Annotated in this window: 10 protein-coding genes; 4 read left to right on the top strand and 6 right to left on the bottom strand. The window is 46.3% G+C overall.

Annotation, left to right across the window (positions count from 1 at the left end):
- Positions 1-81 precede the first annotated feature (81 nt).
- Positions 82-3,279: a PAS domain S-box protein gene (locus RID53_RS20310; protein WP_446389815.1), complete on the bottom strand. Its 3,198-nt coding sequence runs from the start codon at positions 3,277-3,279 to the stop codon at positions 82-84.
- Positions 3,280-3,999: 720 nt separating this feature from the next.
- Here RID53_RS20310 and RID53_RS20305 point away from each other — a divergent pair.
- Entirely contained in the window at positions 4,000-4,566 is a 567-nt protein-coding gene (locus tag RID53_RS20305; protein ID WP_446389814.1) for a hypothetical protein, read from the top strand.
- Positions 4,567-4,654: 88 nt separating this feature from the next.
- Here the strand turns inward: RID53_RS20305 and aroB are convergent, their stop codons facing one another.
- A complete protein-coding gene (gene aroB, locus RID53_RS20300; RefSeq protein ID WP_446389813.1) occupies positions 4,655-5,740 on the bottom strand; it encodes a 3-dehydroquinate synthase in 1,086 nt (361 codons plus the stop codon).
- A gap of 87 nt (positions 5,741-5,827) precedes the next feature.
- Between aroB and petL the strand changes: the two genes are divergently transcribed.
- Positions 5,828-5,929: a cytochrome b6-f complex subunit PetL gene (petL, locus tag RID53_RS20295; RefSeq protein ID WP_446389812.1), complete on the top strand. Its 102-nt coding sequence runs from the start codon at positions 5,828-5,830 to the stop codon at positions 5,927-5,929.
- A gap of 187 nt (positions 5,930-6,116) precedes the next feature.
- Here petL and RID53_RS20290 read toward each other — a convergent pair whose 3' ends face one another.
- From RID53_RS20290 to RID53_RS20280, 3 genes are all read right to left on the bottom strand, one after another.
- A complete protein-coding gene (locus tag RID53_RS20290; RefSeq protein ID WP_446389811.1) occupies positions 6,117-7,349 on the bottom strand; it encodes a DUF1501 domain-containing protein in 1,233 nt (410 codons plus the stop codon).
- Positions 7,350-7,462: 113 nt separating this feature from the next.
- Complete coding sequence (locus tag RID53_RS20285; RefSeq protein WP_446389810.1) at positions 7,463-9,118, bottom strand: choice-of-anchor Q domain-containing protein; 1,656 nt, start codon at positions 9,116-9,118, stop codon at positions 7,463-7,465.
- Positions 9,119-9,413: 295 nt separating this feature from the next.
- Positions 9,414-11,090, bottom strand: a complete 1,677-nt coding sequence (locus RID53_RS20280; protein WP_446389809.1) for a choice-of-anchor Q domain-containing protein — start codon at positions 11,088-11,090, stop codon at positions 9,414-9,416.
- Positions 11,091-11,644: 554 nt separating this feature from the next.
- On the opposite strand from RID53_RS20280, the gene RID53_RS20275 reads away from it, so the two are divergent.
- The gene (locus tag RID53_RS20275) at positions 11,645-11,767 is read left to right on the top strand and encodes a hypothetical protein (RefSeq protein WP_446389808.1); all 123 of its coding nucleotides are present in this window, start codon (positions 11,645-11,647) and stop codon (positions 11,765-11,767) included.
- 48 nt (positions 11,768-11,815) lie between these two features.
- Positions 11,816-13,033 (top strand): TIGR03032 family protein, encoded by a 1,218-nt coding sequence (locus RID53_RS20270; protein ID WP_446389807.1) that lies wholly within the window; start codon positions 11,816-11,818, stop codon positions 13,031-13,033.
- Between the two features lie 590 nt (positions 13,034-13,623).
- Here RID53_RS20270 and RID53_RS20265 read toward each other — a convergent pair.
- Entirely contained in the window at positions 13,624-15,564 is a 1,941-nt protein-coding gene (locus tag RID53_RS20265; RefSeq protein ID WP_446389806.1) for a choice-of-anchor Q domain-containing protein, read from the bottom strand.
- Positions 15,565-15,590 lie beyond the last annotated feature (26 nt).

Below are 15,590 nucleotides of genomic sequence, written 5' to 3'. Positions count from 1 at the left end.
CCATAGCGGTTAGGATGCATCATTTTGTAGAGACGCGCCATGGCGCGTCTTTACTTTGGACAGGATAGGGTTCAAGTGGCATCAATCAGTGATCGGGATCTGAATCCAGAACTCTGTTCCTTGTCCCGGTTCAGAATAACATTTAAGAATACCGCCATGTTTTTCCACCACAATCTGGTGACTAATTGACAACCCTAACCCTGTTCCCTTACCCACCGGTTTTGTGGTAAAGAAGGGATCAAATAAGCGATCGCGCACGGTTTCGCTCATTCCGGGTCCATTATCGCGAATCCGAATCACGGCTTGATTCTTGTCTACAACCTCGGTGCTAATCCAAATCGTTGGGTTAAGGGTTGTTTGGCTCTTTTCTGTAGCATTTTCCTCGGCTTTAATTAGAGCATCAAAGGCGTCAATGGCATTGCTAATAATATTCATAAAGACTTGATTCAGTTGACCCGCATAACAGGCAACTACAGGCAAGTCGCCGTACTCTTTGATCAGTGTAATCCCTGGCGAATTGCCACAGGGTTTCATCCGGTTGCGGAGAATGAGTAAGGTACTATCAATGCCTTCATGAATATTAACTGGCTTCATTTCGGCTTGATCCAGTCGCGAGAAATTCCGCAAGGAAATCACGATCTCTTGAATCCGATCCGCCCCCATCTTCATGGAGGAGAGCATTTTGGGCAAGTCTTCGATCAGGAAGGATAATTCAATGTCTTCGATAAACTCTTGAATATCAGCCTGGGGATTGGGATAAGATTGTTGATAACATTCGATCAGTTGTAATAAGTCGCCAATATAGTTCGTTGTATGGCTGAGATTCCCGGTGATAAAATTAACCGGATTATTGATTTCATGGGCGATTCCGGCTACCATTTGACCGATCGTAGACATTTTCTCGGTCTGAATTAACAGGGATTGGGTTTGCCGCAATTCGTGTAAGGCTTTTTCTAATTGATTTGCCTGGGTTTGAGCCGCTTGCGCCGCCGCCCGGGTTTCGGCAAATAATTCTGCATGTTCGATCGCGATCGCCAGTTGATCCACGACAGCTTGCAGCAATTTGACTTCGCGATCGCTCCATTGGCGCGAACCCTGATAATAACTACAGATAATCGCCCCCAGTTGTCCGGTTTTCGTTTGTAGCGGTAACACTAATCCGGAGGTAATTCCCCAATCAGCGAGTAGGGTTCTGGTTTCGGGGGCTAAATTTTGGGTTTGGCTGACATCATCAATTCGCAGGGGATGTAATCGGTTAATAATGTCTGCTAAGGGGGTAAGTTGTGGGGGAAGACAGTCTCCTAATAAACTGGGTAAATTCGGATCTCGTGCTTCATGGGTAACGCTTAAACTGGGTTGATCGGCGTTGGACTTTAACCACAAAAAGTGACAGCCGTCAACCTCCAGCAATCCCCGAATTTCCGTGACGGCTGTGTCTAGAATCGTATCGAGTTCTAGGGAATTGCGAATTTGGCTAGCTAACTGAAACAGTAAGGCTTCCCGGCGACTGAGGAGTTCTTCGCGTACCCAAATCCGGTCAATGGCTACCGCGATCGCATTAGCAACCCATCCCAATACCCCTTGCACAATTTTAGAGAAGGGTTGGCGATTGTGTAAGGCAATAAACCCAACCAGACGAGATTCGACAATTAGAGGATAAATTCCGATAAACGTTTTGTTGGACAAGTCATGTCCCGCCGTTAAGATAGGACGATGAATTGGCTTCAGGGTTTGGGCGACTTTGGCGATTAAGCCTTGATTGGTGAGGATGCGTTGAGGGAAGAGGTGTGTGGGTAACTGTTCACCACTATTCGCCTGCATTTCTAAGACTAAGGGCATTTGCGTCTCATCGGTGATACCCGCCACTGTCCAAATTCCAGCACCCAAGGCGTTTAGGTGGCGGATCATAGCTTCGGTACAGCGTTTAAGACTTTCACCTAGACTGCCATTTTGTCCGACGAGAACAGCGCCAATATCGGCTTCTAAGGTAGACAAACGCGATCGTTCTAGCAGACTGGCTTTGCGTTGCTTGGTGTTGGTAATATCACGGGCGATCGCATGGACAACACCCGCTTCGGCTAAAGGTAAACAGTTCCAAGCCAGCCATTTATATGATCCATCTCGACATCGATAACGATGTTCAAAGTAAATATCTGATGAACTTTCTAAAAGAGTTTGCCAAGCTGTTAATGTTGCCTTGTGATCATAGGGATGGACGAAATCGAGGAAGGCTTCGGAGAGGAATTCTTCCGGGTTATAGGCAAGGGTTTTTTGAAAGGCGGGATTAATGCGTTTAAACTTACCATCGAAACCAATAACCGCCATTAAATCAGGTGAGAGGCGAAAAAAGCGATCCAGTTCAATTTTGGCTTGTTTTTGTTCGGTTATATCCTTACAAATTGAGATATATTCATACGGATTACCTTGGTCATCAACCAACGGCACAATCGTCGTATCTACCCAATAGAGATTACCGCCTTTGGCACGATCTTGGATATCACCTCGCCAGATTTTTCCCTGAGAAATCGTGTTCCACAAGTCCTGAAAAAACTGCGGGGGATGATAGCCAGAATTAAGTAAATGATGGTCAGCGCCGTAAAGTTCCTCTCTTGAATAGTGCGAGATCTGGCAAAATTTATCGTTAACGTAACGAATTTTACCGTGACAATCGGTAATCGCTACAATTGACGCCTGATCCAGCGCCACCTTCATATCAACCAGGTTTTGAGGAGACGTTTGCAAGGCTTTCTCCAGGCGTTGGCACTGATGCACCTGGCTTTCCAAATCGATCACTTTCTTTTGCCATTCTAACTGCGCGATCGCCTGTCGGCTTAATGCAGTTAGGGCGTCTTTTTGTTGTCCGGTTAACTGTCTCGGCACTCGGTCAATGACTAATAAAATACCGACCGTTTCCTGTTGAGGGGTAACTAAGGGAACGGCGGCATAAAATCGGATTGGGAGTGACGTTATCTGAGACTCAGATAGGGCTAGAGTATCTTCGACTACTAATAATGGCTTATTTTCTGTTATTATATCCTGGCGGATTTGGCGACAAAATTCTAAGTATTGCGGTGTGGAATCGGTGTCTAAACCCACCTGTGAAGGCAACCACTGACCTTTAGCATCACAGAGACTAATCAGGGCGATCGGAGTTTGGACAACGCTAGCCGCTAAACGAGTTAAATCGTCAAATGTTGCCTTAGCTGCCGAATCAATATGGCGATCTGGATAGAGTTGCTCAAGGTTGACTGTTGTGTTACTCAATACTAGCGTGTTCATTAACTTACTACTCCTTACCCTCGTCAAAGCCAGATGCACGAGTGTTACGTCCTTGCCATGGATGTGATGACTCCAGTGTGATCGATGTTGTCTGGTTGAGCAAACCCTATCCTGGCTTCAAGATAGGACAATGTGTACATAGTTTAAACACATTAGGAAACTCTTGTTTAAAGAAGGGCTTTAGTGTACTATTCGGGTTAGCCCAACGAAATCCTTGTCTGCTCAAGGTCAGTACGCTTGTCCCTAAACCTACTCGTTGGTCAAGGTTGTCGCTACCCAAATTAACATCTATACCTCGATTCAGACTTCCGCTTTCCTGGCTATGCAGGTATTGCTGGGAAATAAAATTCACAAAGTTTCCCCTATTCAATTGGCACGTTAGCACCAAGGTAATACGTTTTATCACATAGCAACAAGGAAGAGGTTGCGCTCCAGGAAAGGGGCGGGGAAGAGAGGTTAACCATGTTTCTCCTATTTTGGCAACGTGCAAGTTCACGCTTATGAGGCGTTTACTGCTTCTGATCAGGGGCATTGTGTTACGATCTTAACCAATTTTAGGATAGCTTTACATTTTCTTCATAAAAACAGCTAGGGTGGAGGAATAACGGGTAATATCAAGTCTGGTAGCATCGTTATCGTTATTACTTATCGGTAAACGGTTAAAAGGGTAGAAAGCTGTAGACTAAAAATAATTAAGCATCTAGTTTAAATTGAGTCGAAGTGGTCTACCGAATTTGGCAACGGTGTTTCTGGGGAGTGTCACTGTTCCTCAGTGTCTTTAGTTTAGCGGTAGCGGTTGAAGCCCAACCTGCACCTGTGTTTATTCCGTTTATGGAACGTATCCAAAAAAATTTGCCTGTGGGGTTAGCCATGCGCTTACCCCCTGAGTTACGAGTGAATGATCTTTTGGATATTGATCCAAACCAACTGATTGTCCGGGTTTTTCCCTCCGAAGCCCCCCCAAGTTATATGGTAAGTCTGTTTACCTGCGATCGCAGTCCGAATTCCTGCTTACTGGGTAGCTTTTCGGTACACCCCAAGGAGTCAGCGAGTGCTCGGCGTGATCTCCAACGCCATGAAACCCTAGGCGATCGCATTACCTTAACGCCTAATGTGGCAGGATATCTGATTGAAGGACCCCTGCAAAATCCTTCCTACCCCTTCTCAACGGTGATGTGGCAGCAAAATGATATGATTTATACGATTAGCTTTCCTGCCATTGAACGACAGAATATTCTCTACATGGCGCTTTCTATGGCAAGGGAACCAGCGTTTTATGGTCGTTAGTGATTGGTCATTCGTCATTTGTCATTCGTCATTCGTTTACTCCCTCTGCTTCCCTAGCTTCCCCACCACAAGCCTGATTCAGCAGTCCCTAATTCAATACCTGGCGAATTACATCGGCTGGAACTTGATCGGTTATGGTGACATGACCGATTTCAGTGGGCAAAATAAATCGCACTTTGCCGTCTTTCACTTTCTTATCGGTTTGCAAGGTATCAATAATTGCATCAATATCCAATCCCGGTGGTAACTGAGTCGGTAATCCGGCTTTCTCAATTAACGCCTTTTGACGTGCGGCTTCCTGCGGTGTCCACATCTGAAGATCTACAGCAATTTGACCCGCCGCCACCATGCCAATCGCCACCGCTTCCCCATGATTAACCACTTTATATCCGGTTAAACTTTCGACCGCATGACCAATCGTGTGACCATAATTTAAAATAGCCCTTAATCCAGCTTCTTTCTCATCCTGACTAACAACATCGGCTTTGGCTTGGCAAGAACAGGATAAAATAAAGGACAATAATTCCTCATCTAAATACCGCCGTTGGTCGAGACGCTTTGTACTCTCCAACTTGGTAAATAATTCAGCATCCCAGATTACGCCATATTTAATCACTTCTGCCATTCCCGCCCGTAATTCTCGTGGGGGTAAGGTTTGTAAGACTTGCGGATCAATTAACACAAAGCGGGGTTGGTGAAAGGCGCCAATTAAGTTTTTCCCTTGGGGATGGTTGACTCCTGTCTTACCGCCAATAGCTGCATCCACCATGGCTAACAGGGAGGTGGGAACTTGGACGGCATTAATTCCCCGTAACCAGGTAGCTGCCGCAAATCCGGTCATATCCCCAATCACGCCTCCCCCTAATGCCACCATCGTGGAAGACCGTTCTAGGCGGTTCTGGAGGGCGGCGTCGTAGATTTTTTGAATGGACTTAAGGGTTTTGTACCGTTCACCTGCGGGTAGGGTACAATGAGACACCTGATAGCCGACTAACTTCAGCGCCGCGATCGCCCGTTCCCCGTAGCGGCGAAAAATGGCGGGATTGGAGACGAGGAGAACCTTTTTCCCTAGTTTCAGCCGACTCATCCAGACGCCGATATCATCCAAGCTTCCTGGCGCGATCGCAATATCGTAAGACTGCGGTGGTACTTCAACCCGAATCACTGATTTCATCTGATTTTCTCCAGCAACTGTGGGCTGTATTTTATCCCACTTGATGATTTAATAGTCTAAAGTAAGACGTTTTTGAGAGAACGGTAAATGTCTGGATCTGCAATTGTTGCCTACTTTTTAATCCTCGGTGGTGCTACGGGTGTCGCCCTAGCCCTGTTTTTTGGTCTCAAAGCGGTCAAATTGATTTAAACCGAGGGATGAGACCCAACAAACTCTGGTTGGGTTTCACGTTGTTCAACCCAACCTACTACTCATTTACCACCACCCGTCTAGGAGTATAGCCGTGAACTCAAGTTCCGGAACCCAAGCTAAAACCTGTTAAAACAGGTTAAAACCTCTAGTCAGCTTTCGCTGACTTTAGCTATCAGCCGGAAATTTATTTCCAGGCTGACTGCAAACGATGATTAGAAGTAAAGCCAGGAAAAACCTGAGCAACTTGATTTGCCTCAAGTTGTATATGTTGTTCTAAGATTGATGCGATCGCGTCTCGAAAATCGGTGGTGACGGCTAAATCTCGTCCTTGGAATAACGCTGATTCACTCAAACCTGACCATTCCCCATAGACTTTACCACCACGAATCCCACCCCCTAAAATCCACATCACGTTACCATGTCCGTGATCCGTCCCCCCATTGCCATTCTCCTTCACCGTGCGACCGAACTCCGATAAGATAGCGATCGCAGTATCGGAATAGACTGAACCTAATTCCTGGACTAGAGTCACTAATCCTTGTGCCAAAGATTTCAGTTTATTGGCAAACTGACCCTGACTGCTTCCCTGATTAATATGAGTATCCCACCCCCCTAACGCCATGAATGCCAATTGAGTCTGGGAATCTCCAACCATTAGCCTCGCCAGATTCCGGGTATCTTTAGCAAATCCATTTGGAGGGGGTGCGCCGTTGTCAGCTTCTCGCATTTCAGCCGCTAGGGTAGCCAGCAAAATTTCCCGCGCTTGTTGTCCTTCCTGATAAGCTAGATGAATCGGATCATTCCCCCGGTAAAGGCGTTCAAAGGCTGCATTGAGTTGAGAACGATCCACTGATAGAGAACGGGTAGCATTACTTCCTGGTGGTAGACTAGCCACAGAACTGTTACCCATCAGAATAGGCGAGATCATCGAACCGATATTGACGGCTTGAGTAGGTCCAGCTTCAGGGAGAGTTGCTAACAAGCGATTCATCCAACCATCGGATGTGGTTTTATCGCCAGGAGTTCCACTCTCCATATAATTTTGAGCATCAAAATGAGAGCGAGTGGTATCCGGTGATCCGCAAGCATGGACAAATGCTAAACTGCCTTGTTTCCATAACGGCATCAGGTCAGCCAAGGCAGGATGCAAGCCAAAATGACCATCTAAATCTAGCACTCCTCCTTTTTCTTTGGGTTGGGGAATAGCAATTCTGGGTCTGGCTTCATAGTAGTCTTGGTCTTGGAAGGGAACTACAACATTTAATCCATCGATACCACCGCGCAGGAATATGACAATGAGTCGTTTGTTGGTAGTCGTGGAAGCCATTCCTCTAGCCGCCCAACCCTGTAACCCAATCGGCGTAAGTCCAGCAGCAGTCAAGAGGCTAGCGTATTGTAAAAATTTGCGTCGGTTCATGGGGATAAGTACCTGGACAGAAATTTGGTTAACTGAGTTAAAGACTTGTCAACATGCATGGGTTCCTTGTTCTCTGTTCTCTGTTAAGAGTTCCCCAATCTCAACCGTCAACTTTAATGTTGTTGTCGTTTGCGCTTCAGCAATGAAGTAGTCCCCAGAATCAATAACCCTAATAAACCTAGCATTGATGATGGTTCTGGTACAGAAGTTCCTGATGAAGGCTGTACCTCGAATGCCCCAACATCGGTTTGACTGCCTACCGTCCGGTTAAAGCCGTCTCCTCGTTGGTCGGTGAGCAGCATTAGAGGGTTACTACCTGCATCAATAGCAGGGCTACCAGGAAGGAGAGCATGAGTTGCAGTGGAACCCCCATTATTTTGTAATAAACCAAGTAGAGGATCAATTGGGTTATCCGTAGTACCAACCTGGTCATTATTGACCCCATTGATGAAACCTGGAGTGCCATCGCCATTGCCAATTAAGTTGTGACCACCGGAGGTGAAAGAATTGCCAGAAATATCAGCAGCATCGGTGTTGCCAGCAATAATGCTACTGGTAATTGTCATCGTCTCTGTATTAAAAATACCGCTACCAATACCAGTGCCGGAGTTGAAACTGTAGCTATCGCCACCTTTAGCGGCGTTGCCAGTGATGGTACTGTTAGTCACTGTACCCCAACCCCATAAGCCGCCGCCGTAGCCATTGCCTCCGTTAGCCTGGTAACCCAGACCGCCTGATGCTATATTGCCGCTAATGGTGCTGTTGCTTAACGTTACTTTACCCGATAAGCCGCCACCGTAGCCATTAGCCGCTTGACCATTGGTGGCGGTGACGCTTCTGCCGCCTACTGCCATGTTGCTATTAACGGTGCTGTTGGTCACTACCAACTCACCAGAACGATTAAATATACCACCACCTTTGCCGGGACCACTGCTAATAAATTGAACACCCGATCCACCAAAAGCTCTGTTGCCACTGATAGTACTATTCTCCACCTTCACCATGCCAGAGTCATTAAAGATGCCACCACCGTTCCCAGGAGAATCAGCATAAAAGGCACCACCACCACCGACTGCGGTATTATCGCTGATCGTGCTGTCCGTTACTACCAACTCACCCGAACGATTAAAAATTCCGCCACCGTTGCCACTACTAAAACTATGTCTACCTGAGGCACCAGATGCTTTATTGTGGCTGATAGTACTGTTGTGTATGTTTACAATACCGGAGCCATTATAAATGCCGCCACCCTCGCCATTACTCAAACCGACACCACTATAAGTGACACCAAATGTTCTATTGTGGCTGATAATACTGTTAGTTAGGGTAAGCTTGCCGGAGCTATTGAATATACCACCACCGACGCCGAAGTCTTTTATGGTATTGTTAGTCACCACAAGATCCAGGAGGGTGAGATTTTCATCCTCATTGTAAATAGCACCGCCAGGATCGGCTCTGCCTTTACCATTACTGTCACTCACAGTTAAACCAGAAATTAGCACATCAAGGATTTGGCTGCCGCCATCATCAATACTAAAGATGCGGGAGTTGTTGTTCCCACTAACTGTCATAAAATCAGCGCCCGACCCGAGGATATTTACGGAGTCGGTAATATTAAGTTCGCCACTGGTGAGGGTGAGGGTACTGGGAAAACCCCCCGTGTCAAAAACAATCTCATCTGTACCTGCTTGTGTATTAGCGTCGAAGATTGCTTGACGAAAGCTGCCTGCTCCCGAGTCAAAAAGATTGGTAACGGTGAAAGTAGCCATTTACTTGTTCCTTATGTATTGTTGTTTGACCTATTCTGTTTTGTCTCTTTTTTTCAGTCTCTATAGCAATCCTAAATAGGATGCAACAAGCGAAATGCTCGAAACCCAGGTATAGCAAGGGTTTCATTTTTTAAAATTGCCACGACCTAAATAGGATTGCTATAGTGCTTCGAGGTAGAAAACTTTAAAGATGGAAAAAGTATAGCAGTCGCCAGGGTCATTAGGACATATTGATGAATGCCATGTATTGTTTTGAGATAGACTTCGTATCCTAACCGTTGTGGCGGTTGCTATATCACGATTTATTTGGTAGTTTGCGCTTTACCAGGCAAGTAGTTCCCAGAATCATCAACCCAATTAAACCCAGCATTGATGATGGTTCAGGGACAGAAGTTGACGGGAGTGGTTGCACTTCAAATGCCCCAACGTCAGTTTGACTGCCTACCGTCCGGTTAAAGCCGTCTCCTCGTTGATCGGTGAGCAGCATTAGAGGGTTACTACCTGCATCAATAGCAGGGCTACCAGGAAGGAGAGCATGAGTTGCAGTGGAACTCCCATTATTTTGTAATAAACCAAGTAGAGGATCAATTGGGTTATCCGTAGTACCAACCTGGTCATTATTGACCCCATTGATGAAACCTGGAGTGCCATCGCCATTGCCAATTAAGTTATGACCACCAGAGATGAAAGAACTGCCAGAAATATCAGCAGCATCGATGTTGCCAGCAATAAGACTACTAGTGATTGTCATCCTGCCTGTGTTGGCAATGCCGCCGCCAAAGCTGAAGTCTGTTTCGCAGTAAGGCAGGTGGCAGCTACCACTTTTGGCTTCATTACCAGTGATGGTGCTGTTCGTTACTGTTCCACTACCCCAGATCCCGCCACCAATACCACCGGCAGCACCATAAAGACCTGAACCACCTTCGGCTGTATTGTGACTAATAGTGCTGTTAATCACAGTCACTTGACCTGAGATGCCACCGCCGTTGCCTGTGGTTGGGTAAGAAGGCGAGTAATAAGACCCAGTGGAGCCAGCTCTTGCTGTATTGTCACTAATCGTGCTGTTGATGACTGTCACTTTACCGAAAATGCCACCACCACTACCCTTGGCAGCTCCATAAAAGCTTGAACCACCTGCTGCTATATTGTTGTTAATAGTGCTGTTGGTTACGACCAATTCGCCAGAACCGTTAAACATACCGCCACCTTTGCCATGACCAGCAAAGCTTCTACCGGAGCCAGCGGCTGCGCTATTGTTACTAATAGTACTATTGTTGACGTTTATAATGCCAGAGCCATTGAAAATAGCACCACCTTCGCCATTGCCGCTATCCCCGTAGCCATCGCCGCCTGCTGCACGATTGTCACTGATAGTACTATTGTTGACGTCTATAGTGCCGGACTCATTAAAAATACCGCCCCCTGAACCATTGGTACCATAACCAGGAGAGTACTCAAATTGACCTGCGGCTAAATTGCTACTGATAATACTGTTAGTGATCGTGAGTTCACCGGAGCTGTTAAAGATACCACCACCACTACCATCCTCAAAAAAATTACCTCTCGCTGTGTTATTAGTCACCACAGCATCTATGAGAGTGAGATTTTCATCGGCATTGTAGATAGCGCCACCCAAACCGAAGGATGAATTGGAATTAGTGGCTCTACCATTGCCATCAGTCAAAGTTAAACCAGAAATCAGCACATCGAGGATTTGGCTGCCTCCATCATCAATGTTAAAGATTCGGGAGTTATTGTTCCCACTGACTGTCAGCCAATCAGCACCTGAGCCGAGGATATTTACTGAGTCGGTAATCTTGAGTTCTCCACTGGTGAGGGTGAGGGTACTGGGAAAACCCCCCGTGTCAAAGACAATCTCATCTGTACCTGCTTGTGTATTGGCATCGAAGATTGCCTGACGAAAGCTGCCTGCTCCCGAGTCCAAAGGATTGGTAACTGTAAAAGTAGCCATTTACTTGTTCCTTATAGGTTATAATCGGAATTCTATCTGTAGGATACTATTCATTCCACAGGCTGAATCCCAAGCAAAATTATTTTCATAAAACCTTTAATATGTTAATTTTTATAAAAAATTATCTTAGTCATGACTCATGAAATGTTAAATAATTAAAACAAATCTCCTCAAACCCCATCTTCAGGGACAAATTATTTCAATGAAGCGAAAAAAATAATCGTTAAATAGGAATACAATGATTAATTGATTACAAGTCCGCTGCCTGGTAACAATGTAAATACGTGAAAAATACGTGAAAATCATTAGGAAAAATTATCATAGAGTTCCCAGGCAAGAGAGGGCTTTGCTTCACACAAGCTTCATATAAGCTGCTGAGTCAAGGATTTGAGTAGAGGGCTACTCGATCAACCTGAGTGGACTCGAGATGTTAGGGAGCTGCGTAAAAATAAAGTACCAGTGAGGAAAGCTGTATTCATGAACTTAGCCAAGCTTCCTTGGTACATTATTAAGTTGCAAGTCCCTAAGACCTCTGAGATCGGGTAAAGTGAGACTTGAGAGACGGCTACCGATGCGATCGCACGCTTTGTAGTCAACTTTGTGGTCAACGCGATCGCACATTGCCGCCATCATCGCACCTTACCCCTCAACTCAAATTAAATCGCGATCGGTGGTAGAGGCTCAAGTGGGACAATAGATCTGTTCTGACTGACTGCATACTTCAGATGACGAACTTTCCTCAGCACCAACCCCAAGACGACCCAATGCGGAGTGTCCATACCACGAACTTTCCCCAAATCCTAACCCAACTGGGGATTTCCTTAGTGGTTTCCACCTACCAAGCGGGTAAGTTAATCGTCCTCCGTGCTGATGGAGAACATATCAATACTCACTTCCGTGTCTTCCAAAAACCTATGGGTTTAGCAGCGGATCGAGGTAGAATTGCCATTGGTACAGCCAACCAAGTTTGTGAACTCCGCAATGTGCCAGCCGTTGCTCAGAAATTGGAACCTATTGGAAAACACGACGCTTGCTATCTTCCCCGCAATTCTCATATTACTGGGGATATTGATATCCATGAAATGGCATGGGCAGACCAAGAACTCTGGTTTATCAATACCCGTTTTTCTTGTCTATGTACTCTAGACTTTGACCACAGCTTTGTTCCCCGTTGGCGACCTGATTTTATCAGCGCCTTGTCACCAGAAGACCGTTGTCATCTTAATGGTTTAGGTATGGTGGACAATTACCCCCAATACGTCACAGCATTAGGAACAACAGATAGTCGAGGAGGCTGGCGAGAAAATAAGGCTTTTGGTGGCGTATTGATGGATGTAGAGACAAATCAGGTAATTGTCCAGGAATTATCAATGCCTCACTCACCCCGTTGGTATCAAAATCGTCTCTGGGTATTGGAATCAGGGAATGGTTCTCTAGCAACCGTTGATTTGGCGTCTGGGAAATGTGAGACAGTGACTCAGCTTCCTGGCTTTACTCGGGGTATAGACTTCTGGGGTTCCTTGGCGTTTATTGGTCTTTCCCAAGTGCGGGAGACAGCAGTATTTAGTGGTATTCCGTTGACTCAACGGCTGGAGGAACGCATCTGTGGGGTTTGGGTGGTGAATATTGAGACAGGGCAAACTGTGGCATTTTTAAAGTTTGAAGAAGCCGTACAGGAAATTTTTGCGGTACAGGTATTACCGGGGATTCGGTTTCCTGAGATTATCGACTGGGATGAACAATTGATTGCCACGTCCTATGTTTTACCCGATGAAGCGTTGGCAGATGTGCCTGATGGACAAAAGCAGTTAGTAACAGAAATGAGTACCTCTCAACTGCAGGTGGAGTCAGATTTAACTCGGTTTTCTAACTCTCCGTTTCCGAAAAAGTCTGGGAAGCCGAAGCGAAAAAAACACGGATTTGGTATCAATCAGCAGCACTAAGCCGTGAACTCAAGTTCCGTCTCAAAGCTCGCGTCCCGTTAAAACGGGTTAAAACGTCTAGTCAGCTTTAGCTGACTTTAGCTATCAGCCGGAAATTTATTTCCCGGCTGACCTATAGATAACTCATAACCAAACCTGTGACAATTCTTTGAGACAGCACTAAGCCGTGAACTCAAGTTTAACCTGAAGTTCCCCCCGTGCGGATGTACTACACCCAGGCTAAAGCCTTATTCCGTGGTGGTTTTAGCGCTCAACCCCCTCAAAAACCGTACCCATGTAGCCCTTGCAAAAATAGCGCGATCGCGCTATTTTTGCAATAGACAAGTGATCGGTTGAAACCCACGCTACATCAAGGTTTCAGCGATTGTACCCATGTAGAACGGCTAAAAAATCGCGGAAAGCCTCACGGTGAGGCAGTTTTGATTTTTTGGCTGGGGGAACTTCAGGTTAAAACGGGTTAAAATGTCTAGTCAGCTTGAGCTGACTTTAGCTATCAGCCGGAAATTTATTTCCCGGCTGACCCACAGATAACTCAGAACCAAACCCCTGACAATGCTTTGAGACAGAAAACCTGAATAAGGGAAGAAGTGTCACAATTTATTTTGCAGTTTCCGCCTCAGCAGTGAACCAGTGCCAATAACCACTAGACCAATTAACCCCAGCATTGACGAAGGTTCAGGAACAGAAGTTGATGGCGGTTGCTGTACCTCAAATGCGCCAATATCAGTTTGACTACCCGAAGTCCGGTTAAAGCCAGAACCACGTTGGTCAGTGAGTAGTCCGAGTGGGTTACTGCCCGCATCAATCGCAGGACTGCCAGGGAGGAGAGCGTGAGTTTCGGTAAAACCGCCATTATTTTGCAATGGACTCAGCAGAGGATTAATGCCAATTAAGTTGTTACCACCAGAAGTGAAACCACCAGCAATATCATCAGCATTGGCGTTACCAGCAACAATGCTACTGGTGATTGTAATAGTATCGGTGTTAACGATGCCGCTACCTATGCCGATGCCACTGGAGTAGTAACCCCCGCCACCTTTTGCTATGTTATCGGTGATAGTGCTGTTGCTCACTGTCCCGCTACCCCAAATGCCACCACCGTAGCCGTTGCGGCCGCCTTCTACTGTGTTGCCGCTGATGGTGCTGTTGATTAGGGTTACTTCACCTGATATGCCGCCGCCGTAACCGTTGGTAGGGTTTTTAAAGATAGTAAAACCTCCTTCTACTTTGTTGTCGCTGATAGTACTGTTAGTTACTATCAGGTCACCAACCCTATTTACAATGCCACCACCATTAGCAGTACCAGCGCGTCCGAAGCCAACGCCACCGAATGCTCCATTGCTGCTGATAATACTACTGTTCAGCCTCACATTGCCAGAGCTATTAAAGATGCCGCCACCGTTGCCAGTGCCGCTAGTATAGTCGTCAAAGCCGCCTGCTGCTGTGTTACCGCTTATGGTACTACTGTTCACGTCCAGATTGCCGGAGCTGTTAAAAATGCCCCCACCATTACCGTTGCCAGGATTGGGTATATATGAACCGACACCATCTGCGCTGTCTGCGCTGTTACCACTGATGGTACTGTTAGTTATTGTTAGCTCGCCGGAGCTGTTAAAAATACCGCCGCCGCTACTGTCGCCGCTACTGGAGCGGCGAGAAAAGGAACCTCTTGCTGCTTGGTTGCTGCTGATAGTGCTGTTAATTATTGTTAGCTCACCAGAGCCGTTTAAGATGCCGCCGCCTCTGCTGCCACCACCGTTGTATCGACCGAATTCGCCATCACCACCTTTTGCTTCATTGCTACTAATCATGCTGTTGACGATTGTTAGGTCGCCGGATTGGTTAAAGATTCCACCAGCACTACCAATGCCACTGTAGTAGAAGTAGAACTCGCCATCGCCACCTTCTGCCCGGTTGCCACTGATGATGCTGTTGGTTATCGTTAAGTTGCCGGATTGACTAAAAATACCACCACCAGTGCTATTGCCACCATAGTATGAGTTACCGTCGCCGAATACTTTGTTGCCACTAATCGTGCTGTTGGTTATCGTTAAATCACCTGCACGATTAAAGATGCCACCGCCCTGACTATCACCACCGTAGAAGCTGCCACCAATGCCTCTTGCGGTGTTGTTAGTAATCACAGCATTCACGAGGCTTAGAGTTTCATCAGCATTATAGATAGCCCCACCCACAGTTAGGAATGGGTTAAAATCAGCGGATTGAGCATTGCCATTGGTCAGAGTCAAACCAGAGATAAGAACATCAAGGATGTCGCTGCCTCCATCATCAATGTTAAAGATACGAGAGTTGTTATTCCCGCTAACCGTCAACAGATTAGCACCTGGTCCGAGAATATTTACCGAGTCGGCAATATTAAGCGCTCCACTGGTGAGAGTGATGGTACTCGGAACACCACCTGTATCAAAGACAATCTCATCCAAACCTACTTGGGCATTCGCATCGAAGATTGCCTGACGAAAGCTGCCTGTGCCAGAGTCAAAAAGGTTGGTAACGGTAAAAGTTGCCATTTTTTCCTTAAAGCTTGTTGAAAACG

The sequence above is a fragment of the Coleofasciculus sp. B1-GNL1-01 genome (assembly GCF_040220235.1).
Taxonomy (GTDB): domain Bacteria; phylum Cyanobacteriota; class Cyanobacteriia; order Cyanobacteriales; family Coleofasciculaceae; genus Coleofasciculus.
Note: the sequence above shows the minus strand (reverse complement) of the source record. Positions and strands in the feature narration are given on the sequence as shown.

What these genes read in the sequence shown, in the direction of transcription:
- RID53_RS20310 (WP_446389815.1), bottom strand. Translation starts at nt 3,279, where the DNA reads ATGAACACGCTAGTATTGAGTAACACAACAGTCAACCTTGAGCAACTC.
- aroB (WP_446389813.1), bottom strand. Translation starts at nt 5,740, where the DNA reads ATGAAATCAGTGATTCGGGTTGAAGTACCACCGCAGTCTTACGATATT.
- petL (WP_446389812.1), top strand. Translation starts at nt 5,828, where the DNA reads ATGTCTGGATCTGCAATTGTTGCCTACTTTTTAATCCTCGGTGGTGCT.
- RID53_RS20290 (WP_446389811.1), bottom strand. Translation starts at nt 7,349, where the DNA reads ATGAACCGACGCAAATTTTTACAATACGCTAGCCTCTTGACTGCTGCT.
- RID53_RS20285 (WP_446389810.1), bottom strand. Translation starts at nt 9,118, where the DNA reads ATGGCTACTTTCACCGTTACCAATCTTTTTGACTCGGGAGCAGGCAGC.
- RID53_RS20280 (WP_446389809.1), bottom strand. Translation starts at nt 11,090, where the DNA reads ATGGCTACTTTTACAGTTACCAATCCTTTGGACTCGGGAGCAGGCAGC.
- RID53_RS20270 (WP_446389807.1), top strand. Translation starts at nt 11,816, where the DNA reads ATGACGAACTTTCCTCAGCACCAACCCCAAGACGACCCAATGCGGAGT.
- RID53_RS20265 (WP_446389806.1), bottom strand. Translation starts at nt 15,564, where the DNA reads ATGGCAACTTTTACCGTTACCAACCTTTTTGACTCTGGCACAGGCAGC.